Source organism: Novosphingobium decolorationis (assembly GCF_018417475.1).
GTDB lineage: Bacteria > Pseudomonadota > Alphaproteobacteria > Sphingomonadales > Sphingomonadaceae > Novosphingobium > Novosphingobium decolorationis.
Map to the genome: position 1 here is coordinate 839,932 of NZ_CP054856.1, position 24,583 is coordinate 864,514.

Below are 24,583 nucleotides of genomic sequence, written 5' to 3' on the forward strand. Positions count from 1 at the left end.
CCAGCGGCACCGGGCGCACGAATGCGCGGGCCTTCTGGTCAAATCCCCATCGTGTCAGACGGCTCATAGCTCGAGCCTCACTTTCATAGCGCCGACGATGGGCACCATTTCGTGGGGAACAACCCACCACACACCTTCCGGCCACGTGCCCGTTTCAGTGCCGTAACCGTTGTGACGAGCCAGCTCGAACAAGCGGCGATTGCGCACGAGTTCGCGATATTCGCGCGGCCCCGCCATACCGAAATGCTCACTGGGCTTCATGCCACCCCCCTCGTGTCCCCGGACTGGCGGGCGCGTTCGCCCTGGGCCTTCAGCGCCAGCCACCAGTCGTTGATGTCCTTGATCGGCACGCCGCCCCATTCGTCGGGCGGCATCACCAGCTGCACGTCCAACCCGCGCGCCTGCTGCTGCGCGATGGAACGTTCCAGCTGCTCCTGTGCCTTTGCGTTGCTGTCGCGGTCGCACACGATCACCAGGCGCCGCGCGGCCGCCGGCAGGACGATCGCGCCCACGTTGCCCAGCGAATAGGCCGCCACGATCCGCGCCCCCGGCATCATCATGCGCACCACCAGCGCGTCCTCGATCCCTTCGGTCACGTAGACGGGCTCACCCTCGGGCATGTCGCGCATGGACTTGCCGCTCGATCCCTTGGAAATCGGGATGAAGCCGCCCCAAACGCTGCCCAGCACACGCTTGGGCCGGTCCACCCGCGCCTTCACGATGCGCCCGCCCTCGTTCGCCAGAAACGTGCGGTGCGTGCCGATCTGCACCCCATCCGCGCGATAGACCGCCGCCAGCATTGCCGGCACCTTGCAGCCCTCCTCACGCAGATAGACTTCGGAATGAAACCGCAGCACGCCCGGCCACTTCGCCCCGGCCTCGATGCCGCGCCCCATCAGGTACCGCTCGGCCCAGCTCCCGACGATCGGGTCGCCGCGAAGGTACAGGGCCTTGGCCCCCCGCGCCTTCGCCGCGCGTTCCTTCTCCGCTTCGGCTTCGCGCGCCTCGGCGCGGGCGCGGGCCTCGTCGGCCCGGCGCTGCAGCTCTTCGGGTGGCAGCTTCGCCGGCTTGCCCGGCTTCCAGTCGTCCACCAGGCCCAGGCGCTGTTTCGCTTCCTCGATCGCCGCGCGCTTGTCCGCCAGCCCCAGCTTCAGCTGCAGCAGGTCCAGGATATCGCCCTTGTCCTCGCCGGGCGCCGCGTTGCCCATGTCGAACCACTTGCCGATCTTGGCGCCGCTCAGATGCACCCAGGCGCTTTCGCTCTTGCCAGTGTCCGGGATCCCGGAGAACATCCATTTGGTGCGGCACGGCGAAAAGCGGCCGTTGGGCAGCAGGTCCGGCGCGATCTCCCGCGCCTGCGCGTTGATCTTCTCGGCGATCTCGCCAACGGAATAGACCGCCATCAACCGGCCTCCCCGCAATCCGGGGCATAGCTTTCCGCCAGCGTGATCGCGCCCACCGCCTGGGCAATGTCGATCGCCAGCGCCATGGCGTCCTCGGCCGAAAGCTCGGCCACCAGCTCACCACCCTGGAACAGCGAAACGCCCCACCCGGAAGTACCGTGGCGCCCGAACGCAAGAAGCGGCAGCGAAGAACGCCCACCGCCGCGCCGTGTGGCTTCGAATACGCCCGGCCGCTGGTCGAAGTGGGGCCCACCTGTTCCACTCATCGGTAAATTCCTTCACCGGAGTTCTTAACCTTGGCGAAAATTTTGTGCCGCACCAATGCCTTGGCGGCATCGATCCCCCCGATAGCGATGCCCGGGAGACAAAGGCATTTATGAACGGACACAGGCATTCAGGCGGCCGCCCCAAAGCTGGGGAAAAAATCGTCAGCAGAGACTTCCCCACCCGTCAGTTCACGCACCTTGGGCATGAAATTGTTGTTCGGCCGACGCCGCCCACGCTCCCAGTCTGACCAGACATGGCGGGAAGTGCCGACCGCGTTCGCGCACTGCTCAAGGGTCCAGCCCTTGGCTTTCCGCCACTTCCTCAGAGGATGGAGTTTCGGAGACTGTGTCATCCCGAAACCAGTAAGCGATACGCTAACCTCTTGACAAGAGCTTGTTAGGGAATGACGATCTAGCCGTGTCAGCGCAAATCTTACATTTCGTGCCCATGGACGAGGCACCCAACCGTATCCGCGAACTTCGCATGCAGGCAGCCCCCAAGCTTTCCCAAGAAGCACTCGGAAACCTCATCGGCGTAAGCAAGGTCACCATCAGCGACCTTGAACGCGGGAACATGATGCTAACCGTCGACTACATGCGTCGCATTGCCCGAGCACTGGGAGTACTTCCGGCCGATCTGCTGAACCAAGCGGATAATCCAGGCGGTCTTTCTGTAGACGAGCGGAGTTTCATCGAAAGGCTACGCTCTGCCACGCCTGAACAACGCGACCAACTTTTACGTGTCGCAGACGTTATCGCGCCCAACGAAGCCAAGTCTCCCGAAGAGCGCAAGCGCGCATGATGGAATCGCTCGCCACGTTCGGCGCGCAGATCCTTATTGCAGCTGCATATTTCGCAATCTTCGCAGCAAGCACTTGGATTGGCTGGAAGCTATCCGAAATCGCACTTCCAGGACATAAGCACTCGGAAGAGCGCGGCTGCATTGCCATGGCAATTTTTTCTGCAATTTGCTTCATGGCGCTCGGCGCCATCTTTTTCCCCGCGATCCACGCCATTGAGAGCTTTTCTTGCCGCAACGCGAAGGACTACGCACTTTGCATGGACGAGTAGCCAATATCGCCATGTAAGCGATGCGCTTACATTTTCGATTGACAAAGTAAGCGATTAGCGAACATAAGGTCCCCGTTCCCACGAACGGAGGCCGCTTTGTCCTACCTTTCCCCCATATTCTCCGATGCCGCCACGATCGGCATCATCCCGATCGCCCAGCGCCTCGGCCGGGGCGATTACAAGTCCCGCCGCCTTGTCCGGTACATGACTGCGCTGGTGCACGAAGCCGGCTTTCCGCCGCCGCTTCCCTGCCTCGTCGGCCAGCACCTGGAACATGGCGTGACCATGAAAAGCCAGTGGCAGCGCGACGCTGTCGACGCCTGGCTCGACAATTTCCTGCCGCCCGACAACGCCCTGGCCTGCGACCAGGCCGCAAAGACCGCCGCCGCCGCCGAAATGGACCAGGCCGCAGCGGGCCTGCGCCTCGTCGTCGGAGGCCGCCCATGATCCCGGTGTCGCAGTTCAAATTGGCGCCCGGATGCGTCACGCGAAGCCCCGACGATGCGGGCGTGGTGGCGAATGCCCCTGCCTTCAAGGAACGCGGCATCACCTACCTGCCTACCGGCTCCTGCTCGATCGCCGATACCACCAGCGTACGGGAGGACGGTCTCGAGCTGACCTACATCACACTCATGCTCGACCTTGGCCCAATGGGCCTGCATCATCCGATCAATCCGGACGAAGCTCGCATACTGGCCGCAGGCTTGATCCGCGCCGCGGAAGCCGTGGAAGGCAAGATCGCTAGCAAAGCCAACGCCGCGATCAACAAGGCCTTCAAGTCCGGCGGCGCGCAGTGAACCGCCCCCGCATCCTGTGGCTGGCCCGGCTCGAGGCCGGTGACCGCCGCGCCCGCGCGCAGGCCGGCCGTCTCGATGCGCTTTCGGGCGGGCTCGCCGGCGCCGCAGTCGGCGCGGCCCTTGCCATGATCATTGCACCGGCGATTGCCACGCTCTTCGCGCACCTGGGCGCAGGCTGGCAATGACGCGGGCCCTGTTCGCCTTCTTCCTTGCCCTCTATGGCAGCGCGGCCCTGGGCGCCATCGTCGCCCTGGTCCAGCTCTCGCTCCAGGCGAAGGGCTGACACATGAATTCGCACACGCCCCCTGCATCTGCGGCACATCGCTCATCGGAAGAGCCACGTGAGAGGCAGGGCGCGGCAGATCCCCACGGCGGCGCCGCAGCGCCGTGCGGGTCGCCCCCCATCGATCCCCCCTCGGGTCGCACACTGCCAAAGAGCAGTGCCGAGGCTGGCGCGTCCTCCCCGTCCACTCCTCCCAATCCCCGGGACGGGTTGCAGGACGCGCCACGCACTTTCGCCGGGATCCCGGTACGCGCCATGGAAGATGTCATGGCCGCCCGGGCCGACCAGGTCCTTCGCTTCGGCCACACGGCCGAGGCTGACCGCGCCACCCCACTGTGGTGCGAACGCCCCTTCACGCCGGACGGCGAACGCTCCTTCCTCTGGCTGATCGCCCACCACCTGCGCGGCGCGACCGACCACGCCGCCTTCGGGCGCGGCCAGCTGGAAGTCGTGCGCCGCAAACTCGTGAAAACCGCCGCCCTCATCCTCGCCGCGATAGATCGGATCGATGCCGAACTGGCCGAGGATGAGCGCGACCAATCCTGAAAGGAAACCTCGATGTACGATCCCCTCGCCACCTGCCCCGTCACGCCGCTTGGCGTCACCCACGATCTGGGGCACTGCAATTTCCGTTTGGCCGACGGCCGCCTGGTCTCCATCCCCACCAACGGCTTCCACAAGCTGCGCATCATCGCTCTGTTCGCCGGGAACACCACCTGGCTCGAACAGAACTTCCCCCAGATCAGCCACGAGCGCGCGCTGGACCGCACGGCACGCGCGCCCAGCGCGGCCTATTCGGTCCAGGTCTATTTCGCCGCAGGGTTCGACCAGGCCGAAGCCGCCGAATGGCTGGTCGCGCAGTGCGCCGCCCGCGCCACGGTCAGCGCCGTGCCTGAACTGCGGGCCGCCGGCTGATGGGCGGCGCGGGCCATAACAGCGGCGCCGGCAACGGCAATGCCGACGATCGCCTGCGCCTCCTCATCGAACGCATTGAGCGGCTCGAGGAGGAAAAGAAGGGCATCGCCGACGATATCCGCGACGTCTACAACGAAGCAAAGGCGGTCGGCTACGATGTCAGGATGATGCGCGAGATCGTGCGCCTTCGCAAAATGAAGCCCGACGATCGCCGCGAACGCGACATGGTCCTGGAAACCTACCGCAGCGCCCTGGGGCTCGATTGATGGCTGCCCCCTGGCACGCCACCAACTGGGGGCTGTGGTGCCCGGGATGCGGTGAACTGATCGCCAGCGCCGATGCCCTCGAACGGGATCTTCCCGAACCGGACACCTGCAGCGCCTGCGGCTTCCCCGAAGACACGGATATCCCGGTCCGCATCCGCCGCGAAACCCGCCTCATGCCGATCGAAGAAAGCGAGGTACCGTTCTGATGTCCCCGCACCACGCCTTTCCCGACGTCAGCTGGTCGGACCTGCGCACAGAGCTGCTCCGCGAAAGCGCCAACCGCAAGACCACGCTGCCCGCCCTTGTCGCCAAGGGCCGCATCACGCGCGAAGAAGCGGCCTACGAACAAGACGTGATCGCCGCGATCCTCGAGGACGCCGAACGCTTCCGCAAGGCACTTGCCCCGGTCGACCAGGGCAAGCCCATGCACAACCCGCGCACGATCGAACGCACCCCGGGCTCCAGCCAGAACGACTACACCTGGCACCAGCGCCGCGCCGCGCTCACGCGTGAGCTCGCCTACCGCCAACGCCTCTTCCCCGAAATGGTCCGCAAGGGCCGCCTCACGCAGGACCAGGCCGATCTCTACACCCGCCGCCTCACCGCGATGCGCGGCCTCTACGAATACGGGTACGATTACGCCCCCAGCTTCCCTGACGACCGCGCCCCGGGCGGCACCTGGCGCGAATGGCTGGCGATCCTGGAAGATATCGATGCCCGCGACGGCACCCCCCTCGCAGGGCCTCGGCCGTCATGACCTTGCCCACACCGGATCCCGATTGCGGGATCTGCCAGGGCACCGGCACGGCCGACCACTCCCACCTGGCGATGGATCCATGCCCTCGCTGCGCACCGGACGCCTTCCGGCAATTCGAAACTGAGATGGATATGAGCAAAGACTTCAGGACCCACGGCCTTCCACCCAAGATGCCCGTCTGGGCTAAGCTCCTTGGCGCGCGATACTGGCATGGCGATGGTACTACGCACACCAAGATTGGCGAGATCAGCACCCGGAACCATGTCATCGCGCTGAAAGCTGTCTTTTACGGAGACATGACCGACAGCGATCGACCCTCCTTGATGATCGGCGTATGGCTCTTCACCTGGTTTGCGCCGCTCCCCAAGTGGACTCGTTGGTTCTTCCGGCATGGGCCTTCGGAGCTGTGCTCACTCGACAAGCCCCAGTTCGGATTCTCCTCGTCCGAAGAAGGCCTGCACCTATATTGGGGAAGGCGTTCGACCCTGATGTGGTGGCCCTGGGGACGAGAACATATTCGCACCGAATATCTCGGAACTGATTTCGAATGGCATGATGATCGCGCCCATCCGGAAAAAATCTGGGCGCGCAACCATCCCAACCCCGCCCATCGATACACCGGCCCGGTCGGGCCCGCGCCGTGGAGCGAAACGCATCCCTACCGCTACCTCCTCAGGAACGGACAAGTGCAGATCGTCGACGCAACGATCACCCGCCGCCGGGCCTTCTATGGCAAGCGCTGGATCGGCCCCCTTCGGATGCAGATCGCCATTCGCAATGCCCTGCCGAAGGAGATGTTCGACAATATCGATATTCAGTTCAGCGACGAAGTCGGCGAGCGTGCGGGTAGCTGGAAAGGCGGCTGCGTTGGATGCAGCTTCGATATCCGGCCTGACGAAAGCCCAAAGGCAGCCCTCAAGAGGATGGAAGCAGAGCGCGTTTTCCGATGACCATTTTTATCCGTGCCGCTTCAGCCGACTAGGTAGTGAACGAAAGCAACGACACCGAATATCACTGCATGCTGTATCAGCGTTCCCACTAGCAGCCGAGTATTGGCGCTCGTCATACTCCCCGCAAGGGCCGAAGACGACATGCCGTTGCGCCGGGCCACCGCCTTCATCCGCGCCATCACCCGCATGATGTGAATACCGATGACGACTACCGGAACAGATAACCAGGGCCAGAAAAGAAACCACCCCGCAACGGCGGAACCAAGCCACAGCATCAGCACCAACAGAGCCAAATCACACCCCCATTTGCAATCGAGTCACGCCCATGTATAACCAAGCCCGTGCGGTATGTCCCGCACAAGGGATTGGAACCCCTCCAACTAGAGGCGCAGCCCGCGCCTAAGCCTCGTCTTTTGGCGCGGCTTTTTATGGTCGGGCGCGTTGCGACAGCCTTCGGGCTGGCCGTTTGCCTTTAGGCGGTAGTTCCAATCGCAGCGCGTCCGGCCACCAGAATTGGAACTCTGACCCGGACGATATCTAAAGGATGATCGTCTATGTCTGCACTTCTCGCCTATCAGTTCGACGAAGAGCCCGTCCGCATCATTGTGCGCGACGGTGAACCTTGGTTCGTCGCCAGCGATATTGCCCAAGCACTGGGCTATCGCGATGCCCCAACGATGGCACGCAATCTCGATGAAGATGAAAAGGGTACACACAATGTGTGTACCCTTGGTGGCGAACAGCAAATGCTCATCGTTTCCGAAAGCGGCATGTATGCCGCTGTTCTCAAGTCCCGACGCGACGAGGCCCGCCGCTTCCGCAAATGGGTGACGGCCGAGGTCCTACCCGCCCTGCGCCGCACCGGCCGCTATCAGCTCACCGAGCTCGAGCCCGCACCGCCCCAGGCGACAGACCTCGATCCCCCGCGCATGCTCGCGGGTGTGTCCGTGGTGCGCGAGGCGCGCCGCCTCTATGGCCCTGCCGCCGCCCGCTCGCTCTGGGCGCAGGTCGGCCTGCCGCCCGTGATCGCGGACAGCGAAGCGGTCTTCGATACCGACCCTTTGGCCGCTCCCCTGCAGGCCGCCCTGCAGGGGAAGATGCAGATCACCATCGCCGAAGCGGCAGACGCCATGGGCATCCGCGATCTGGACTGGACAACCCGCCACCGCATCGGACGCCTGCTTCACCTCTGGGGCTGGAGCGCGAAGAACGAAAAGGTGGCAAAGCACCGCACCGCCCGCGTCTTCCGTCGCCCGGAAAGCCGGGAGGGCCTGGCATGAAGACCACCAAGCGCACCGGCGGCGGCCCCGGCAACATGTGGGACGATATGCGCCCCAGTCGCGATCAGCTCATCCTCGCCGCCAAACGCATCGCCTGGGCCAAGGGCCTGCCGGTGGACGTCATGGAAGGCATTGCCGCGAACATGGTCCGCCACGCGCAGCTCTCCGTCTGCCGCGGCTACCTTGGCGAACCCGCCAACGATGCCACCTGAATTGACAATCCGCGGGGGCGGGAGCAACCTTCCGCCCCACATACCCGCGTCGGCATCCGGCCGCGCGGCAGGTCACACGAAAGGACCGCAGGCCATGCCCGCCCAAGATCCCTCCACCCAACTCGATTTCTGGAACCAGGCCGTGCAGCTGCTCGGCGGCCAGCGCCCCACGGCGCGCCTCTTGGAATGCAGCGAACGCACCATCCGCGCCCTCTGCTCGGGCGAACGCCAGATCCACGATGGCTGGCTGAAGGACATCTCGGCCGCCCTCCTCCAGCACGCCAGCGCCTGCCGCGCGATGGAACGCAAACTCTCCCCCGACTTCTCCGGAAACCTCACCGCCCAGCAGGCCAGGGGCAAAGACCACAACTGGCGCCGCGACTACGCGCCCGAGGGGGAGGATTGATCCATGGCCCAGATCAAGATCCCCGGCCTGGTCGGCAAAACCAACAAGGGCGGCTTCACCAGCTGGTATTGGCAACCCAGCAAGACCCTGAAGGACGCAGGCTGGCGCCCCATCGCCTTCGGCCAGGACCTGCAGCGCGCCATGATCGGCGCACAGCAGCGCAACGCCGAAGTCCAGGAATGGAAACTGGGAGGTAAGCGCCCCTCGGGCATCCGCCGCAAGGACCCGGCCGGCACCTTCGGGGCGCTGATCCAGCGCTACCGGCGCGAAGTTCTGGAAGGCACGAACCCTGACGGCAGCCCCCGCCTCGCGCCCGCCACGGTCAAGAGCTACAACTCGGCCCTCACACGGCTCGAGGAATGGGCAGGCAAGCATCCCGTTGCCTTCATCACCCCGGCACGCGTGAAGGCGCTCAAGGATGCCGTGGCCCGCCCCGTGGCAAAAGGCGGCCTGGGCCACGCGCCAGCCCACGCCCTGCTAAAGACCTTGCGGATCGTCATGGGCTTCGCGGAACGCTGCGATATCATTCCCCGCGGCTCCAACCCGGCCACCGCGTTTGATCTGGGCGCGCCGCCGTCACGCAAGGCGGTCTGGTCAACTGAGGATGACAAGGCTTTCGACATGGCCGCCTACGAACTTGGCCTCCCCTCGATGGCCCTGGCGCGCGAACTCGCGCTCTACACCGCCCAGCGCGCGGGCGACCTGATCCGCTTCACCGAAGGGCAACTGGTGGAAATGGAGATCCACGAGCTCGTCCTGCGTCAGCGTCTCGCCGATGCGCAGGACAAGGTCTGGGGCTGGGTGTTCAGCCAGCGCAAAACCAGCACCACGGATTTCGACGTGATGATGGAGATCCCGCTAGAGCCCACCCTCCTCGCGCGCGTCCAGGACGTGATCCGAACCAACCGCGCCCGCGATCGCGCCGCAGGTCGCATGGGGCATGTGCACGTCCTGGTCAGTGATGAAGACGGCCTACCTTTCGCCGAACGTCGCTTCATCCGCACCTGGAAGCGCATCCTCAAGAAGGCGTCCGAAATGACAGGCCGCCCCCAGATGCTCGATCTGCACTGGCATGACCTGCGCCGCACCCGCGTCGTCCGCCTGCGCCGCCGCGGCATGCCGAAGGAAATGATCGCCGCGATCACCGGCCACAGCCTCGCCAGCATCAACATGATGCTGAAAGTCTACGGCCCGATCGACCCCACCATCACCGCCGCCGCAATCGCCAGCAGCCTGGACGAGCCTCTGCAAGGCTCACCTACCAAAGAACTCAGTGAAAAGCGGGCATGATCACGGCGAGCCGCCTAATACTTCAATCTTTCAGCGGCTCCCATGGAGCTTTTGACCTTTTGCGCAGGCCATCGATGAGCTCCGAGATTTGCTTTGATTTCTTTTCAGTGCCTCCACGCTCCTCAAGCATCAGCTTTTCGACAGCATCCAGATCAATTTCTTGAGACGAAACTAACACCCCAAGCAGGGCTTCAGCGACAAGGCTCCGCTCAAACAAAGCTTGGATAAGCTGATTGGATATATCAATTCGCTGCTTTGTCCCTGCAAGATCGCCAACTAGCCGATCGACAGTTCTACTGAGCTCTTCGAGGGAAATCGGGTGCATCTGAGAACCTTTCTCTGCCTGAATCAATTCAGAGAAGAATAGGCGAGCGTTGGGAAAATCAAACTTAGAGCACGACCGCTCCTCCAGATTGTTCACAGTTCTTTCCAACAAGGGGGGAAAAAACAGCACTTGTTGGAATGATGTGACATCGCAAACCCGCAGAAAATCGTTGCCATGCGGTAGTTCTAGGAAAACGACCCATGGTGGACCCGTCACCGTTTTCCCCCGACCCAATCTGGTCCTTCGCCTGAGGGCACGGCCGCGACCGTGCGCGGCAACATCCCAGGAACCGAAGGCACACCCTCCCTCGCCGCCTCGGCGTTGGGTTGCGCTGCGCTGTCTATCCGCAGCCCGGGACGGAATAAAAAGTGATTAACGGAAAAAAATCTCCGCGCCCTCCTGGACACAAGGCCAACTGAGCACATCGGTGGGAAATTTCACGCGATGGCAGCACCCACAGCCTCTACAAACCCTAACAGGTCGTAAACTTTTCGAGCAATGCACCTCGAAGTTTAGTTAAGCACCTTAGAAAGTCCTTCACAGGGACATAATACCCCTAGTTAATATTAGGTTACTTCGATTGACGGAGCCCGGAACATGAGGTGCAATCGATTACCCCAACGCATATCGAGACATAAAATCAGTTGGGTTCGTCGCTAAACCTAAAACCGGAGACTACTTGATGAAAAGAGCCACTACGGCCATGCTTGTCGCAGCATGTTCAATCGGTGTCGCAACCCCCGCCCTGGCCGGCACCCACGCCGGTGACGCCAAGTTCACGCCTTCGTCAATGAAGAGCGCGGCCCTGGATTGGGCCGCCAACCAGGCACAGGGCGGCCCAGGAAATGGCAAGGGCAAGGGCCACACGAAGGGCAAAGGCAAGGGCCATGGCAATGGTCGCGGCAAGGGCCACATTCACGACAATGGATCCAACGGCTGCTAAGTCACACTAATCCAATCCGGAAATCCGGATGAGTTCTGAGTGAGAGGAAAGCCTGGAAGGCACCCTGGAGACGGTCGCACAAGACCGCCGGGCGCGGACCGCACGCTCGCCAGGAGCATCGTGCACGCACGAGCACCCTGCCCTGACACACCACCATTGTTGCAAGGCCCAGCCTGCGCTAGTCCCCCTGGACACCCTCGCCTCCCGCGAGCGGCGCGCAGGAAGACGTTTGATGGTACCCCCTCCCAGCCTGACCGATGCGAAGGCCCTCCTGCGCAGGAAATTCCGAGCAGCGCGCGCCGAACACGTGGCCAGCCTGCCCGAGAACCTGCGCGCACTGATTCTCAATCGCCCCCCGGCTCCGGTCAGCGACATGATCCCGGAAGGGGCGAGCGTCGGCCTCTATTACCCACTTGGCCCCGAAGCGCCTTCGCTGGGGTGGGCGCGCTGGTTTGCCGAGAATGATCGCCGGGTCGCACTTCCCCGCTTTGCCGCGCGCAGCGCCGCCATGGAATTTCGCGAATGGGCCAACCCCTTCGACGACGACGCACTGGAAGAAGGGCCCTACCGCATGCACCAGCCGACCGGCACGGCTGCTTTTGCCGCCCCGGACATTGTCGTCGTGCCGCTGATCGCCTTCACCCAGGACGGACACCGCCTGGGCCAGGGGGGCGGACACTACGACCGCTGGCTCGCCGCCAATCCCGGGACAAAAGCCATTGGCCTTGCCTGGGACTGCCAGCTGGCTGACGAGCTGCCGGTTGAAGCGCACGACCAGCCGCTCAGCGCCGTGGTTACCCCGACGCGCATCTACCACGGGGTGGGCTGAGAACATGCGCGAGACCCCGACCTGGCGCATTCCCGTGGGCGTACTGGCGCTGTGCGCCGCCCTCCTTGTCTATGCGATCCTGATCGCGCGCTACGTGCACCCGGTGATCGCGGATTGGCACGCGCTGCTCCAGCTGCCGGTCTATATCGCGCTCGGCATTGTCTGGATCTTTCCGCTGAAGCGCTACCTCGCCTGGATGGAGACCGGCCGCTGGGGCTGAAACGCCCGCGCGCTCAGACCTCGTCGCGCGCCGCCCACTGCGCAAGGTCGCCCGACTGCCCAATCATCGCGAGGCCATGCGCAATCGAGGTCAACTCGTCCCCGCTTGCCAGCCGCGCCTCGCCGAAGCGCTGCGCGAACAGGCGGCGCACAGCCGGGATCAACGAGGACCCGCCTGTCAGGAAGACATGGTCAATCTGCTCGGGCGCCAGGTCGGCGCGGACCAGTGCCTCGTCGACCGTCTCGCCAATACGGGCAAGGTCGGGCGCGATCCAGCTCTCGAATTCGGCGCGCGTCACTTCGGCGTGGATACGCAGGTCGTCGCTCTCGAAGTCGAGCGCGGCGTGCTCTTCTCCGGACAGGGCGCGCTTCAGAGCGCCCACCGCTTCGTAGAGGCCGAAGCCAAGTTCGTTCTCGATCACCGCGATCATACGGGCAATCGAGGCCGGATCGGTGGCGCTCTGCTGCAGCTTGCCCAGCTGCTCGAGCGTACGCTTGTTGCGCATCATCGCCAGACGCGACCAGTCGGCAAAGTCGGTGAAGTGCCCCGGCGGGATCTCCAGAACCTTGTCGAAGGAGCGGTACGTCCCGCCCTTGCCCAGCTGCGGCAGGACAAGGTTGTCCATGATGCGATAGTCGAAGCGGTCCCCGGCCAGGCCGATACCCGCCGCAGCAAGCGGCGTGCAACGCTGCGCCGCCCCTGGCGCCTCGACCCGCACGATGGAAAAGTCGCTCGTACCGCCGCCGAAGTCGGCCACCATGAGCGTTGCAGGTTCGCTCAGGCGCGAGGCAAAGCTGAAGGCCGCCCCCACGGGCTCGTAGACATAGTGCACCTCGCGCCCGATGCTTGCGAACATCGCGTCATAACGCGTGCGGGCCAGCTGCGCATCGGCGCGCGCGCCGACATAGCGCACCGGACGCCCGACCACGACGCGCTCGGGCAGATCCCGCAGAGCATCGCCCGCGTGCGCCAGGAGGTGATCGAGAAAGACCTTGCCCATGTCCTCGAAGCGGTAGCGCTTCTCGAAGATGCCCGCAGTCTCGAACGCAGGGTTGGCCGCGACCGACTTGAAAGACTGGATGAAGCGCGAACCTTGCGGAAACTCGAGGAATTCTTCGATCGCCCAGGGGCCTGCCTCATGGGCGAGGCCACCGCGCACACCCTCTTCCTGCCAAAAGCACAGCGCCGAGCGGAAGACCGAGCTTGCGCCCGACGGCGCGGCAAAGCGGATCATCTCCCCGTCGGTCTCGCTGCTAGCCAGCGCCATGACCGAATTGGTCGTCCCGAAGTCGATGCCCAAGGTCGGGCGCGCGGTGTCCACCATCGCGAGGAAGGTCCTGTGCCGAAAGAGTATGCCGAAAAGGAAAAAGGCCGGGTGTTACCCCGGCCTCTTGCGCGCTGTATGGCCACTTTCGGTAAGGAAAGTGGCGCGAGTGACGGGACTCGAACCCGCGACCTTCGGCGTGACAGGCCGACACTCTAACCAACTGAGCTACACCCGCGCAGCGATGGAACAAACGGTTACCCGTACATTCCTATGTTTTCCTCCGGTTTCCCGGAAAGACCCCGTCCAGCCGAGGCTGGAACGAAGCAACTCCCAAGTGGCGCGAGTGACGGGACTCGAACCCGCGACCTTCGGCGTGACAGGCCGACACTCTAACCAACTGAGCTACACCCGCATACTTGGGCGGTGCGTCCGCTTGGGAGCCGCGCATCTATGACGGGGAGGCGCCCCTGTCAACGGAATTACACCAGCCGGTGCATTTTTTTGTGCCCTGTCCCGGCCACCCTCCGCGAGGCCCGCAGAAATGCGTGGTTGGGGACGTAAAAGGCTGCGCGAAAAAATGACGAAGCCGGTTTCATCGCGCCCTCCATCCCGCATCGAAGAGGATGGAGGACGCCTTGGGAAATTCATCCAAACTTCTGTTTTCAAACCCAAATGACGCGATAAACCGCAGATTTCCGTGACCTTCATGGCGCTGCAAAATTTTTCACGAACACGAATCACATACTCCGCGTGATTCGTGTTCGCGCCCTCACCCGGCGAGGATGAGTGCGGGAGCCTCGATCAGGGTTTTGAGGTCCTGCGCAAAGCTGGCTGCATCCCAACCATCGACGACACGGTGGTCGCAGGACATCGAAATGTTCATCGTCTTGCGCTTTTCGATGCGCTCCGTCCCGCTGGCATCGGTCACGAACATCGGACGCTCGACAATGCGGTTGGGCCCGATGATGCAGACTTCGGGGCGGTTGATGACCGGCGTCGTCGCGACGCCGCCCTTGGGGCCAAGTGAGGTAATGGTGATCGTCGAGCCGGTCAGTTCGCCCGAAGTTGCCTTGCCCTCGCGCGCGGCCTCCGCCAGCCGCGATATCTCGGCGGCCAGTTGCCACAGGTTGCGGCCTTGCGCATCACGGATGACCGGCACCATCAGGCCGGAGGCGGTCTGTGCCGCCATGCCCAGGTGTACCGCCCCATAGCGCGTCACCACGCCCGCCTCGTCGTCATAGTGCGCGTTCAGCATCGGGTACCTGGGGATCAGCTTGCAGATCGCCGCGACAAGGAACGGCAGCATGGTCAGCTTGGGGCGCTCGCCGCGCCCTGCGTTCAATTGCGCGCGCGTCTCCTCCAGCGCCGTGACGTCGTATTCCTCGACATAGGCAAAGTGGGGGATGTGGCGCTTGGAGGCGGCCATGTTCTCGGCGATGCGGCGGCGCAGGCCAATGACGCGCACCTGCTCATCCTCGCCCGTGCGCCCGGCGGGCTGGAAGCCTCCGCTCGCATTGTAGGAGAGAAAGGCATCGAGATCGCCATGGCGCACGCGCCCATCCTCGGCCGGGCGGACCTCGCCCAGATCGATGCCAAGATCGGTGGCACGCTTGCGCACCGCCGGACTTGCCAGGATGCGCGCGCCATCACCCTGCACGGCCGCTTTGGGTTTGGCGGGTGCCGAGGTGGCTGGCGGGCTTGCAGCGGGCTTCGGAGCGGCAGCCGTCTGCTCCGGCTCTGGAGAGGGCGCAGGTGCAGGCTCTGACACCGTATCCTGCTCCGGCTCTTCGACTGGCGCCTGCACCTTCTCGGATTTCGCCGGAGCCTCCTCGCGCGCGTTGCCCGCGCCTTCAACCTCCAGCACGACGAGCGGCGATCCGATGGCCACCATCTCCCCCGCCTCGCCCGCGATCTCGACGACGGTGCCCGTGACCGGGCTCTCCATCTCGACCGTGGCCTTGTCGGTCATCATGTCGGCAAGCCGCGCGTCCTCCTCGACATGATCGCCCACGGCGACGTGCCAGGTGACGATCTCGGCTTCGGCAATCCCTTCCCCGATGTCGGGAAGACGGAACGTGTAACGACCCATGGGATCACTCCTTCATCAGGCGGTCGACCGCATCGCCGATGCGGACCGGGCCGGGGAAATAGGCCCACTCCAGGCTGTGCGGGTACGGGGTGTCGAAGCCGGTCACGCGCTCGATCGGGACTTCGAGATGGTAGAAGCAGCGCTCCTGGACGAGGCTGACGAGCTCGGCGCCAAAGCCCGAGGTGCGCGTGGCCTCATGGATGACGAGACATTTCCCCGTCTTCTGAACAGACTTTTCCACAGCCTCTATGTCGAGCGGCCAGAGCGTGCGCAGATCGAGGATCTCGGCATCGACGCCCTTCTCGGCCAGCACGGCTTCGGCAACGTGGACCATGGTGCCATAGACCAGCACGGTCATCGCCGAGCCCTCGCGCACGGTGCGCGCCTTGCCCAGCGGAATGGAATAGTAGCCTTCAGGCACCTGCCCGCCCGGGTAGTTCTTCCAGGTCTTGCTCGGGTGGTCATAGTAGCCGTCGAACGGGCCGTTGTAGATGCGCTTGGGCTCGAAGAAGATGACGGGATCGTTGTCCTCGATCGCCGCGATCAGAAGCCCCTTGGCATCGTGCGGGGTGGACGGGATCACCGTCTTCAGGCCCGAGACGTGGGTGAAGAGCGCTTCCGGGCTCTGGCTGTGCGTCTGCCCGCCAAAGATACCCCCGCCAAAGGGCGAGCGCACGGTGATCGGCGCGGTGAACTCTCCGGCCGAGCGATAGCGCAGCCGCGCCGCCTCGGAGATCAGCTGGTCGAGGCCGGGGTATATGTAGTCGGCAAACTGGATCTCGGGCACGGGGCGCAGACCATAGGCCGCCATGCCGACCGCCGCGCCGATGATGCCACATTCGTTGATGGGGGTGTCGAAAACGCGCATCTTGCCGAACTTGGCCTGGAGTCCCGCCGTTGCGCGGAACACCCCGCCGAAATAGCCCACATCCTCGCCGAAGACGACGACGTCGGGATCGTGGCCCATCATGACGTGCAGCGCATCGTTGATGGCCTCGATCATGTTCATCGGCCGCGCCTCACCCTCCTGCAGGCTGACGGCGGTTTCCTCGATCATGCGCCCTCTCCTTCCTCGCCCGTGCCCGGACTCCTGGCATCGGGCCACTTGGCCTCGCGCTCGCGGATCGCCTGCTCGGCCTGCTCGCGCAGGTTCCACGGCAGGTCCTCAAAGACGTCCTCGAACATCGTATGGAACGGATGGTGGAAGCCGTGGCCCAGCACGCCGTTCTTCTCGGCCGCCTTGGCCGCCGCCTTCACCTCTTCGGCCACCTCCCGGTCCATGGCTGCGTGGCGCTCGTCATCCCATTCGCCAAGGGCAATGAGATGGCGCGCAAGACGCATGACCGGATCGCCCAGCGGCCATTCCTCGCGCTCGTGCGCAGAGCGATAGGCGCTGGGATCGTCCGAGGTGGAATGGCCTTCGGCGCGGTAGGTGAAGTGCTCAATTAGCGTCGGCCCCTTGTTGGCCCGCGCGCGGTTGGCCGCCCACTGCGTCGCCGCGTAGACAGCGAGCGCGTCGTTGCCGTCCACCCGAAGCCCTGCAATGCCATAGCCTACCGCGCGCGCCGCGAAGGTCGAACGCTCCGCCCCGGCGAAGCCGGAGAAGCTGGAAATCGCCCACTGGTTGTTGACCACGTTCAGGATCACCGGCGCGTTGTAGACCGCCGCGAAGGTCATCGCGGCGTGAAAGTCGCCTTCCGCGCTCGAACCTTCGCCCACGAAGCTGGTCGCAATGCGCGTGTCCCCCTTGATCGCGCTTGCCATGGCCCAGCCGACGGCTTGCGGGAACTGCGTCGCCAGGTTGCCCGAGATGGTGAAGAAGCCGTAATCGCGCGCCGAATACATGATGGGGAGCTGACGCCCCTTCAGCCGGTCGGCCCGGTTCGAGTAGATCTGGTTCACCATCTCGACGAGGGGATAATCGCGCGCGATCAGAATGCCCTGCTGGCGGTAGCTGGGAAAGACCATGTCATCGCCCGCCAGGGCATAGGCATGGGCGACCGAGACCGCCTCCTCGCCGGTGCACTTCATGTAGAAGCTGGTCTTGCCCTGCCGCTGCCCGCGGTACATCCGGTCATCGAAAGCGCGGGTCAGCGCCATGGTGCGCAGGATGCGGCGCAGCGTCTCGGGATCGAGGCGCGGGTCCCAGGGGCCGACCGCGCGGTGCTTGCCGTCGAGCACCCGCACCATGCCCAGCGTCGCAGGCATCGTCTCGCGCGCCTCGCAGGCCTCGTCGAAGCGGGGAAGCTCCCCGGCACCAGGAATATCGAGCCAGGAATAGTCGACCGGATCGCCCGGCCGAAAGCGCGGCTCGGGCACATGCAGCTCAAGCGGCGGCAGGTTGCCCCGCGGCATGCCGATTCGTCCCGTCTGGTCGACCATCACGTTCTCTCCCGTCGTTTACGGACCGTGAGAACAGGCGCCTGCGGTTATCTTTTGCAGTGCATCAAAATTCCACGGTTAAGTCAGAATATTTCAAACCGTGGCAATGTCAATCAATCGCTCCGGAAACCCGATCTAGACCGCGACGGGCGCGGCGATATGGGCCTGGGGCGCGTAGCCGGTCACCTCGAAATCCTCGATCGCATAGTCGAAGATCGAAGCCGGGCGCCGTGCGAAGGTCAGCGTTGCATCCCCGGCAGGTTCACGCGCAAGCTGCTCTTCCACCAGCGCCCCGTGGTTGAGGTAGAGATGGACATCACCTCCTGTCCAAACGGCATGACCCGGCTCGAGGTTGCATTGCTGGGCCATCATTCGCGTCAGCGCGGCGAGCGACCACATGTTGAAGGCAAAACCCAGGCCCAGATCGCAGCTGCGCTGGTAGAGCAGGCACGAGAGCTTCCCGTCCGCAACATGGAACTGGTAGGTCTTGTGGCACGGGGGCAGCGCCATCGAATCGAGTTCGGCGACGTTCCACCCCTCGATGATGTGACGGCGGCTGCCAGGATTGCTTTTCAGGCTTTCGACGACCTGCGCGACCTGGTTGATGCCTACCCCTTTCCGGAACAGGCCCTCACCCACCGGCTCGTAGGTGGGCCAGTCAACCCACTGCTTGCCATAGACCGGGCCGAGATCGCCCCACAGCCACGCGAATGTCGCATCCTCGACGATGCGCTGCGAGAACGCTTCGCGGGTAATGGCATCACCGGTCTCGCGGCGGTAGCGCTCAAGCGGCCAGTCGGTCCAGATCTGCACGTTCTGGGCGCACAGCTTGCGAATATTGGTGTCGCCGGTCAGGAACCAGAGCAGTTCGCGCGTGGCGGTCTTCCAATAGACCCGCTTGGTGGTGAGGAGCGGCATTGCGCCCCCCGCCAGGTCGAAGCGGATCGTCGCCCCGAAGACCGAACGCGTGCCCACGCCTGTGCGGTCTACGCGTTCATCCCCATGCTCCCAGATGTGGCGCATGAGATCGAGATACTGCCACTCCCAGTGGCGCGGACGGGCCTCGCCCTGAAGGGAGGCGGGAGCGGTCGGCTTGGCAGGGGACAGAGTCTCGGTCATCCGCTTGGCTCTATAGCAACATTCCAGCCCCGCCAATTGCCGAAAGTGACCTGCTTAAACCTTCCGCATCTCTACGTAAGCAAGCCTTTGCGCGACCGAAAAGCGCCTGGGTGCATGAAACGCACATGCACGTCCGCCTGCCCGTTTCCCCGCACAAAGCCCTGCCCAGCCCCATGGCCGTGCAGGCTCTTCTTGCACTGGGCGTCCTGCTCATCGCGCTGTCCCCGGCCTCGCGTGGGACAGCGCTCTACCTACCCCTGACCGCCACGAGCCCGGCGCGCACCGTTGCCTGGTCGCGCACGCACGGCGCCGCGCTCGTTGCGCCCGGACCCTATCGCGGTTCCTTCTTCGTCCGGGTGCCTGCAGACAACCTCACGGGTGAGGCTCTGCAAAGCGGCGCGCTGCTCTTCGCCGTCCCGGAATTTCTCTGCGGCAGCCCTGCCCAAACCAAACTGGCTCTAGAACCATGAATGAACTCAACGAACTGCGCCGCAAGGGCGCGCTGTCCCTGGTCGCCTTGGGCTGGGTCTACGTCCTGATCACGATCGGGTGCGCCTTTTTTGCGGAGACCGGCTTCCTTCCCCCGGTGCTTGCCATTGTGGTTTCCATCGTTCCCACCATGCTCGCCCTGCAACACCCCGAAGGGCAGCAGATGCGCATGATCCTGGGCTTCACCTCGCCGATCTATCCCGCGATCCTGCTGTGGCAGTGGACCGGCAGCCACTGGATGATCGACCTGCACATGACGATCTTCGCCTCGCTCGCAACGCTCATGCTGATTGCCGACTGGCGCCCCGTCCTGCTCGGCGCGGGCGTTGCAGCGGCCCACCACCTGCTTGCCAACTTCCTGGCCCCCTCGCTCGTCTTCCCAGACGGCCCGGATTTCGCGCGCGTCCTGCTTCACGCCGTCATCGTCGTCGCGGAAACGGCGGTTCTCGTGATCATCGCCCGCGACTTTGAACGCTTGGTCGTCGAGCAGGCCTCGGCTGAAAGCGCGCGCATCCGCGCCGAGGAAATCGCCGAAGAGGAACGCGCCCGCGCCGCCCGCGAGCAGCAACAGGTGATTGACGAGATCGGCGAGGGCCTGCGCGCCTTTGCCGGCGGCGACCTGTCGCGCCGGATCGCCAACGCCTTTCCCAAGAGTTACGAGGCCCTGCGCAACGACTTCAATGGGGCGGCGAGCGATCTCGACCGCATCGTGCGCGACGTCACCCGCTCGGCCGGACAGATCGAGACCGGCTCGCTCGAGATTCGTTCGGCAACCGACGATCTGGCCCTGCGCACCGAACAGCAGGCCTCGACGCTGGAGGACATCGCCAACACGCTGCGCCAGCTCAACACCACCGTCTCGGAGAACGCCACCTCTGCGCACAATCTCCAGGCAAATGTCAGCAAGGCTCGCGACGACGCACTGAGGGGCAGCGAAGTGGTTGAAAATGCGGTCTTCGCCATGAGCGAGATCGAGCGCTCAGCCGACGAGATCGGCAAGATCATCGCGCTCATCGACGGCATCGCCTTCCAGACCAACCTCCTCGCGCTCAACGCAGGCGTCGAGGCCGCCCGCGCGGGCGAGGCGGGCAAGGGATTCGCGGTCGTCGCCACGGAAGTTCGCGCGCTTGCCCAGCGCTCGGCCGATGCGGCCAACGACATCAAGGCGCTGATCGACACCTCGGGCGAACAGGTCGCGCGCGGGGTCAAGCTCGTTGGCCAGTCGGGCGAATCGCTGATGACGATCGTCTCCGGGATCGCCGAGATCAACGAGGCCATTGAACGTATCGCGTCGGTCTCGCAGGACCAGGCAGGCGAAATCGGCCGCATCAACGAGCGTGTCGGCCGCCTCGACTCCGCCACACAGCAGAATGCCGCCATGGTCGAGGAAGGTACGGCCGCGGCCCGCCACCTCTCCAGCGAAGCCGAAGCCATGGCGCGACTGGTTCAGCATTTTCAGGTTTCCGCAGAAGGACATGGCGGAAATCTGGGCGGAATGCGCCAAGCCGCGTAAAAAGCGGAACGAAAATTGAATTTTTCCCTTGCCAGCCCCAAACACCCCCTATATAGGCGCCCACCTGCCCGGGGCGCTTCGGCGCTCCAGACATCGGTCGGGGAGTAGCTCAGCCTGGTAGAGCACTGTCTTCGGGAGGCAGGGGCCGGAGGTTCGAATCCTCTCTCCCCGACCACTAAAAAAGCCCAGCGGAAACGTTGGGCTTTTTTAGTGTCTGGCATACGCGCAGGCGCCCTTTGGGTCCGATCACAAGCGCACCTACAGGACGCAGAGCGCTCCCCTCTCCTTCAGCCTCCCCCTTTCTTGAGGCTTGGCAGATCGATGCCGTGCTTGGCGACCTTGTAATAGAAAGTCTTGCGCGGCAGGCCGAGTGCGCGGATGGCAGCCCCGATCTCGCCGCCTGTGGCGCGCACCGCCTGGACGATCTCGCCCCGCTCGAAGGCATCGACCCGTTCAGCAAGGCTTGCCTGTTCACCGCCCGGCGCACGACCATCGCCCCCGGCATCTTCTCCCGACGGGTCTCCGACGAGGTCCATGACGAAAAGCTCGGCAAAATTGCGCAGTTCGCGCACGTTACCGGGCCAGTCGTGCGTGGCGAGGCGCGTGCGCACGGCGTCGGACAAGGGCGGCACGTTGCGCCCGAGACGCTGCGCGCAAGCCGCGGCAAAGCGCGCGAACAGGAGCGAGACATCCTCACGCCGCTCGCGCAGCGGTGGCAGCACCAGTCGCATCGCGGCCAAGCGATAGAACAGGGCCGGCTGCACCGGCATCACCTCGCCCTCCTCGAGCGGAAGGCTTGTCGCGATGATCCGGAAGTCGAGCGGAACCTCGTTGGGCCCCGATTCCACACTGCGCTTCTCGACGAAGGAGATCAGGCGATCCTGGAGCCGCGACGGCGCACGGTCGACATCGTCGAGATAGAGCGTGCCCCGGTCCACCGCGAGAATCGCCGGATCACTGGCCGGACCGAAGGTTCGCGTCACCAGCGCCTCGTCCATTCCGGCACAGGGCAGCGGCAGGAACCGCCGCCGCGCACGCTTGCCCGAGCGGTGAATGAGCCGCGCAAGCAGATCCTTGCCCGTGCCAGTCTCCCCTTCGATGAGAATGTCGATGTCCGCATTGGCGAGCATCGGTATCATTTCGCGCAGACGCCGGATGGAGGGGCTCTGCCCCAGCAAGACCGGGGCCGCCTCGTCGCCGGCAAGCGCGCGCAGCTGCCGATTCTCCAGTGCCAGTTCGCGCGCCCGTATCGCGCGCGCGCAGACCGTCACCAGCCCATCGGGATCGAAAGGCTTGGTGAGGAAATCCCAAGCCCCGGACTTGAGCATATCGACCGCCATGTCGACATCCCCGTGTCCGGTGATGAGCACGACCGGAAGCTCGGCATCGCGTTCGCGAACGGTGCGAAACAGGTCGATCCCGGATATTCCGGGCATGCGCACATCGGTCACGACCACGCCCGGCCAATCGGCATCGAGCACGTCGAGTGCGGATTGCGCGCGGTCGAACAGCGTCACCTCGAAGCCGGCAAGCTTCAGGAGTTGAGCTGTCGAACGGGCGAGGTCCTCATCGTCCTCAACCAGGGCGATGCGATTGATGGGGGCAGCTTCGCTCATCGGGCAATCCTCAAGATCAATTCAAAGGCCGCGCCGCCCTGCCCTTGCGCCGAGGGCAAGGCGCCGCGCGCCATCAGGCAGCGCAGCGAGCCACCGAATTCGGCGGCGATGTCCTGCGCGATGACAAGTCCGAGCCCCAGCCCCTCCTCGCGGCTCGTCGCGAACGGCGTAAAGAGCTTCTCGGCCACCTCGTCCGAAATCCCCGGCCCGTTGTCACGGACAACCACAGCAACCTGCCCGCGCGGACGATCCACCGCGACCTCGATGACGATCCTCGGATCGGCCCTCGGAGCCGAATGACCGCCAAGAGCATCGAGCGCGTTTTGCAGGAGGTTCACGAGAATCTGCTCGACCCGAACCTTGTCCCCCACCACCAGCAGGTCTGCGGACAGATCGGGGATCACCGCATCGACGCCGACAAGCCGGTCACGCAGGAGCAGTTCGACCCCCTCCAGCACTTCACCAAGAGCACACTGCGTGCCTCCGACAGTCTTCTTGCGGGCAAATCCGCGCAGCTGCGCGGTCACGACGCCGATACGCTCGGCCAATCGGTCAATCGCCCCCAGGTTCTCGGCCACCTGCTCGCTGTCCCCGCGCTCCAGAAAGACCTTCGCGTTCGCGGCGTAATTGCGGATCGCCGAAACCGGCTGCGCGGTCTCGTGCGCGACGCTGGCGCTGACCTGGCCGAGCGTGGCCAGCCGATTGGCGAGCCGGAGTTCCTCGCGCAGCTGGGCGGCCCGGCTCTCGACCTGGGTGCGCTGCTCCATCTCCTCGCGCAACTGGGCCGTGCGCGCGACAACCGCGCTTTCCAGTTCGAGCGTGCGGGCGCGCCGGCGCCGGCTGCGCAGCAGAAGCCAGAGTACGAACAGGCTCACCACCAGAGCCCCGCCCCCTGCGGTCACGCCCACCAAGCGGGCCTGCCCGGCGACCGCGCCCTTTGCAGGCAGCAGCAGGAACAGTTGCCAGCCCTCGTTTCCTCCGGGCGTATCGATGCGGACGAAAGGCCCCTCCCGCCCCGGCACCTCGAGCAGGCCATCGCGGCGCTGGTCCCAAGGCCGCGGATGGATCGCCTTCGCGCCGCTGTCGCGCTGGGTCTGTGCCCGCTCCTGCGCATTGAGTTCGCGCGTCGCCGCGAAACGCCAGGCCGGACGGCTGGTCACGAAGATGACCCCCATGGGATTGGTCACGAAGGTGATCCCTCCGGCCTGACGCCACTGATCCTCGATCCAATCGAACTCGAGCTTGACCACGACCGCACCGCCCCCGCGCGTGCGCTGGGCAAGGTAGAGCCCCGGCTTGCGACTGACCGTGCCCAGCGCGAACTGCCGCCCTGCCCCCGAATTCTGCGCCTCGCGAATATACCGGCGGAAGCTGTAGTTCGAGCCCACGAAGCTATAGGGCTTGTCCCAGTTGCTGGCCGCGATCGCGCGTCCGGCCCGGTTCACCACATAGATGGCCGAGGCACCGGTGGTCTGGGCAAGATCCTTCAGCTTGCCATTGAGAACCGCCACGGCCGCGTCGCTCTCCCCCCGCTCGGCCGCGATCACGTCGCGGTCATCGGCAAGCGCGAGCGGCAGCAGCCGATAGCGCGCCACTTCGCTTTCGATCAGGGCCTGACGTATCCGGGCGTCCGCCTCCCCGGAAACCAGAAGGGCATCGAGAGCGCGCTCGCGGGCAAGATAGCCAGCCCCCAGCCCCACCAGCAGCGCGAGCACAAGGCAGCCCAGAACGGGCAGGAGGGAGTTGGTCCGAATCATCCCTGCCTCAATACGCGGCGCGTGCGTCATGTGCAATTTCCGACACATTTGCAGGCATTGCATGCAATTTTCGCCACAGAAACATTCTGGAAACGTCCTCAAACCCCTGTAAATGCGTCCGTTTAACGCAAGCACGAT

The 24,583-nt window shown here is 64.5% G+C and carries 33 protein-coding genes and 3 tRNA genes; 21 read left to right on the forward strand and 15 right to left on the reverse strand.

The genetic code is table 11. The annotated features are described in order from the left end of the window. Positions 1–63: 63 nt before the first annotated feature. The 4 genes from HT578_RS03855 to HT578_RS22540 all read right to left on the reverse strand — a co-directional run bounded on the left by HT578_RS03855 (position 64) and on the right by HT578_RS22540 (position 2,022). A complete protein-coding gene (locus HT578_RS03855; protein WP_213502236.1) occupies positions 64–261 on the reverse strand; it encodes a hypothetical protein in 198 nt (65 codons plus the stop codon). After that, entirely contained in the window at positions 258–1,403 is a 1,146-nt protein-coding gene (locus HT578_RS03860) for a DUF7146 domain-containing protein (RefSeq protein ID WP_213502237.1), read from the reverse strand. Before HT578_RS03860 ends, HT578_RS03855 begins: the two co-directional genes overlap by 4 nt. Then, positions 1,403–1,669 carry a hypothetical protein gene (locus HT578_RS03865; RefSeq protein ID WP_213502238.1) on the reverse strand — a complete coding sequence of 89 codons (267 nt, stop codon included), beginning with the start codon at positions 1,667–1,669 and terminating at the stop codon, positions 1,403–1,405. Before HT578_RS03865 ends, HT578_RS03860 begins: the two co-directional genes overlap by 1 nt. Before the next feature lie 128 nt (positions 1,670–1,797). Next, the gene (locus HT578_RS22540; RefSeq protein ID WP_213502239.1) at positions 1,798–2,022 is read right to left on the reverse strand and encodes a helix-turn-helix domain-containing protein; all 225 of its coding nucleotides are present in this window, start codon (positions 2,020–2,022) and stop codon (positions 1,798–1,800) included. Between the two features lie 95 nt (positions 2,023–2,117). Between HT578_RS22540 and HT578_RS03875 the strand changes: the two genes are divergently transcribed. From HT578_RS03875 to HT578_RS03925, 11 genes are all read left to right on the forward strand, one after another. After that, positions 2,118–2,471: a helix-turn-helix domain-containing protein gene (locus HT578_RS03875; protein WP_213502240.1), complete on the forward strand. Its 354-nt coding sequence runs from the start codon at positions 2,118–2,120 to the stop codon at positions 2,469–2,471. Then, a complete protein-coding gene (locus tag HT578_RS03880; RefSeq protein WP_213502241.1) occupies positions 2,468–2,740 on the forward strand; it encodes a hypothetical protein in 273 nt (90 codons plus the stop codon). The genes HT578_RS03875 and HT578_RS03880 overlap by 4 nt, the downstream gene beginning before the upstream one ends. 96 nt (positions 2,741–2,836) lie before the next feature. Beyond that, complete coding sequence (locus HT578_RS03885; RefSeq protein ID WP_213502242.1) at positions 2,837–3,187, forward strand: hypothetical protein; 351 nt, start codon at positions 2,837–2,839, stop codon at positions 3,185–3,187. Continuing rightward, on the forward strand, positions 3,184–3,537 hold the full coding sequence (locus HT578_RS03890; protein WP_213502243.1) for a hypothetical protein: 354 nt from the start codon (positions 3,184–3,186) through the stop codon (positions 3,535–3,537). The genes HT578_RS03885 and HT578_RS03890 overlap by 4 nt, the downstream gene beginning before the upstream one ends. Beyond that, positions 3,534–3,722, forward strand: a complete 189-nt coding sequence (locus HT578_RS03895; RefSeq protein WP_213502244.1) for a hypothetical protein — start codon at positions 3,534–3,536, stop codon at positions 3,720–3,722. Before HT578_RS03890 ends, HT578_RS03895 begins: the two co-directional genes overlap by 4 nt. 365 nt (positions 3,723–4,087) lie before the next feature. After that, positions 4,088–4,366: a hypothetical protein gene (locus HT578_RS03900; RefSeq protein ID WP_213502245.1), complete on the forward strand. Its 279-nt coding sequence runs from the start codon at positions 4,088–4,090 to the stop codon at positions 4,364–4,366. A 12-nt stretch (positions 4,367–4,378) separates the two neighbouring features. Then, positions 4,379–4,735: a hypothetical protein gene (locus HT578_RS03905; protein WP_213502246.1), complete on the forward strand. Its 357-nt coding sequence runs from the start codon at positions 4,379–4,381 to the stop codon at positions 4,733–4,735. Beyond that, on the forward strand, positions 4,735–5,001 hold the full coding sequence (locus HT578_RS03910) for a DUF2312 domain-containing protein (protein ID WP_213502247.1): 267 nt from the start codon (positions 4,735–4,737) through the stop codon (positions 4,999–5,001). The genes HT578_RS03905 and HT578_RS03910 overlap by 1 nt, the downstream gene beginning before the upstream one ends. Further along, entirely contained in the window at positions 5,001–5,207 is a 207-nt protein-coding gene (locus HT578_RS03915; protein WP_213502248.1) for a hypothetical protein, read from the forward strand. The genes HT578_RS03910 and HT578_RS03915 overlap by 1 nt, the downstream gene beginning before the upstream one ends. After that, a complete protein-coding gene (locus tag HT578_RS03920) occupies positions 5,207–5,758 on the forward strand; it encodes a hypothetical protein (RefSeq protein ID WP_213502249.1) in 552 nt (183 codons plus the stop codon). Before HT578_RS03915 ends, HT578_RS03920 begins: the two co-directional genes overlap by 1 nt. Then, positions 5,755–6,708: a hypothetical protein gene (locus tag HT578_RS03925; RefSeq protein WP_213502250.1), complete on the forward strand. Its 954-nt coding sequence runs from the start codon at positions 5,755–5,757 to the stop codon at positions 6,706–6,708. The genes HT578_RS03920 and HT578_RS03925 overlap by 4 nt, the downstream gene beginning before the upstream one ends. 20 nt (positions 6,709–6,728) lie before the next feature. On the opposite strand, the gene HT578_RS03930 is transcribed toward HT578_RS03925, so the two are convergent. Then, positions 6,729–7,001: a hypothetical protein gene (locus tag HT578_RS03930; protein ID WP_213502251.1), complete on the reverse strand. Its 273-nt coding sequence runs from the start codon at positions 6,999–7,001 to the stop codon at positions 6,729–6,731. Positions 7,002–7,262: 261 nt separating this feature from the next. Between HT578_RS03930 and HT578_RS03935 the strand changes: the two genes are divergently transcribed. The 4 genes from HT578_RS03935 (at position 7,263) to HT578_RS03950 (ending at position 9,896) form a co-directional block, all read left to right on the forward strand. Further along, on the forward strand, positions 7,263–7,988 hold the full coding sequence (locus HT578_RS03935) for a BRO family protein (RefSeq protein ID WP_213502252.1): 726 nt from the start codon (positions 7,263–7,265) through the stop codon (positions 7,986–7,988). Further along, a complete protein-coding gene (locus HT578_RS03940; RefSeq protein ID WP_213502253.1) occupies positions 7,985–8,200 on the forward strand; it encodes a hypothetical protein in 216 nt (71 codons plus the stop codon). The genes HT578_RS03935 and HT578_RS03940 overlap by 4 nt, the downstream gene beginning before the upstream one ends. Before the next feature lie 94 nt (positions 8,201–8,294). Then, positions 8,295–8,606, forward strand: a complete 312-nt coding sequence (locus HT578_RS03945; protein WP_213502254.1) for a hypothetical protein — start codon at positions 8,295–8,297, stop codon at positions 8,604–8,606. Positions 8,607–8,609: 3 nt separating this feature from the next. Beyond that, positions 8,610–9,896 carry a tyrosine-type recombinase/integrase gene (locus HT578_RS03950; RefSeq protein ID WP_213502255.1) on the forward strand — a complete coding sequence of 429 codons (1,287 nt, stop codon included), beginning with the start codon at positions 8,610–8,612 and terminating at the stop codon, positions 9,894–9,896. Between the two features lie 22 nt (positions 9,897–9,918). Here the strand turns inward: HT578_RS03950 and HT578_RS03955 are convergent, their stop codons facing one another. Continuing rightward, positions 9,919–10,317 (reverse strand): hypothetical protein, encoded by a 399-nt coding sequence (locus tag HT578_RS03955; protein ID WP_213502256.1) that lies wholly within the window; start codon positions 10,315–10,317, stop codon positions 9,919–9,921. Positions 10,318–10,924: 607 nt separating this feature from the next. Here HT578_RS03955 and HT578_RS03960 point away from each other — a divergent pair. From HT578_RS03960 to HT578_RS03970, 3 genes are all read left to right on the forward strand, one after another. Then, positions 10,925–11,164, forward strand: coding sequence for a hypothetical protein (locus HT578_RS03960; RefSeq protein WP_213502257.1), 240 nt, complete (start codon positions 10,925–10,927; stop codon positions 11,162–11,164). Between the two features lie 232 nt (positions 11,165–11,396). Beyond that, positions 11,397–11,993, forward strand: a complete 597-nt coding sequence (locus tag HT578_RS03965; RefSeq protein WP_213502258.1) for a 5-formyltetrahydrofolate cyclo-ligase — start codon at positions 11,397–11,399, stop codon at positions 11,991–11,993. A 4-nt stretch (positions 11,994–11,997) separates the two neighbouring features. Further along, complete coding sequence (locus tag HT578_RS03970; RefSeq protein ID WP_039392953.1) at positions 11,998–12,213, forward strand: DUF2842 domain-containing protein; 216 nt, start codon at positions 11,998–12,000, stop codon at positions 12,211–12,213. A gap of 13 nt (positions 12,214–12,226) precedes the next feature. Here the strand turns inward: HT578_RS03970 and HT578_RS03975 are convergent, their stop codons facing one another. The 7 genes from HT578_RS03975 to thyA form a co-directional block, all read right to left on the reverse strand. After that, entirely contained in the window at positions 12,227–13,537 is a 1,311-nt protein-coding gene (locus HT578_RS03975; RefSeq protein ID WP_213502259.1) for an Hsp70 family protein, read from the reverse strand. Between the two features lie 101 nt (positions 13,538–13,638). Beyond that, positions 13,639–13,715: transfer RNA gene (locus HT578_RS03980), tRNA-Asp, on the reverse strand. A gap of 100 nt (positions 13,716–13,815) precedes the next feature. Further along, positions 13,816–13,892: transfer RNA gene (locus HT578_RS03985), tRNA-Asp, on the reverse strand. 357 nt (positions 13,893–14,249) lie between these two features. Beyond that, on the reverse strand, positions 14,250–15,569 hold the full coding sequence (locus tag HT578_RS03990; protein ID WP_213502260.1) for a dihydrolipoamide acetyltransferase family protein: 1,320 nt from the start codon (positions 15,567–15,569) through the stop codon (positions 14,250–14,252). A gap of 4 nt (positions 15,570–15,573) precedes the next feature. Then, positions 15,574–16,578 (reverse strand): alpha-ketoacid dehydrogenase subunit beta, encoded by a 1,005-nt coding sequence (locus HT578_RS03995; RefSeq protein WP_039395221.1) that lies wholly within the window; start codon positions 16,576–16,578, stop codon positions 15,574–15,576. A 44-nt stretch (positions 16,579–16,622) separates the two neighbouring features. Then, entirely contained in the window at positions 16,623–17,951 is a 1,329-nt protein-coding gene (locus tag HT578_RS04000; protein ID WP_213502261.1) for a thiamine pyrophosphate-dependent enzyme, read from the reverse strand. Positions 17,952–18,086: 135 nt separating this feature from the next. Then, a complete protein-coding gene (gene thyA, locus HT578_RS04005) occupies positions 18,087–19,070 on the reverse strand; it encodes a thymidylate synthase (RefSeq protein WP_213502262.1) in 984 nt (327 codons plus the stop codon). 125 nt (positions 19,071–19,195) lie between these two features. Between thyA and HT578_RS04010 the strand changes: the two genes are divergently transcribed. The 3 genes from HT578_RS04010 to HT578_RS04020 all read left to right on the forward strand — a co-directional run bounded on the left by HT578_RS04010 (position 19,196) and on the right by HT578_RS04020 (position 21,247). Beyond that, positions 19,196–19,540 carry a hypothetical protein gene (locus tag HT578_RS04010; protein ID WP_213502263.1) on the forward strand — a complete coding sequence of 115 codons (345 nt, stop codon included), beginning with the start codon at positions 19,196–19,198 and terminating at the stop codon, positions 19,538–19,540. Further along, positions 19,537–21,072, forward strand: a complete 1,536-nt coding sequence (locus HT578_RS04015) for a methyl-accepting chemotaxis protein (protein ID WP_213502264.1) — start codon at positions 19,537–19,539, stop codon at positions 21,070–21,072. Before HT578_RS04010 ends, HT578_RS04015 begins: the two co-directional genes overlap by 4 nt. A 98-nt stretch (positions 21,073–21,170) precedes the next feature. After that, positions 21,171–21,247, forward strand: a tRNA-Pro gene (locus tag HT578_RS04020). Between the two features lie 112 nt (positions 21,248–21,359). Here the strand turns inward: HT578_RS04020 and HT578_RS04025 are convergent. Together HT578_RS04025 and HT578_RS04030 are read right to left on the reverse strand one after the other, a co-directional pair. Continuing rightward, complete coding sequence (locus tag HT578_RS04025; RefSeq protein WP_213502265.1) at positions 21,360–22,688, reverse strand: sigma-54-dependent transcriptional regulator; 1,329 nt, start codon at positions 22,686–22,688, stop codon at positions 21,360–21,362. Then, positions 22,685–24,445 carry a sensor histidine kinase gene (locus HT578_RS04030; protein ID WP_213502266.1) on the reverse strand — a complete coding sequence of 587 codons (1,761 nt, stop codon included), beginning with the start codon at positions 24,443–24,445 and terminating at the stop codon, positions 22,685–22,687. Before HT578_RS04030 ends, HT578_RS04025 begins: the two co-directional genes overlap by 4 nt. Positions 24,446–24,583: the final 138 nt, after the last annotated feature.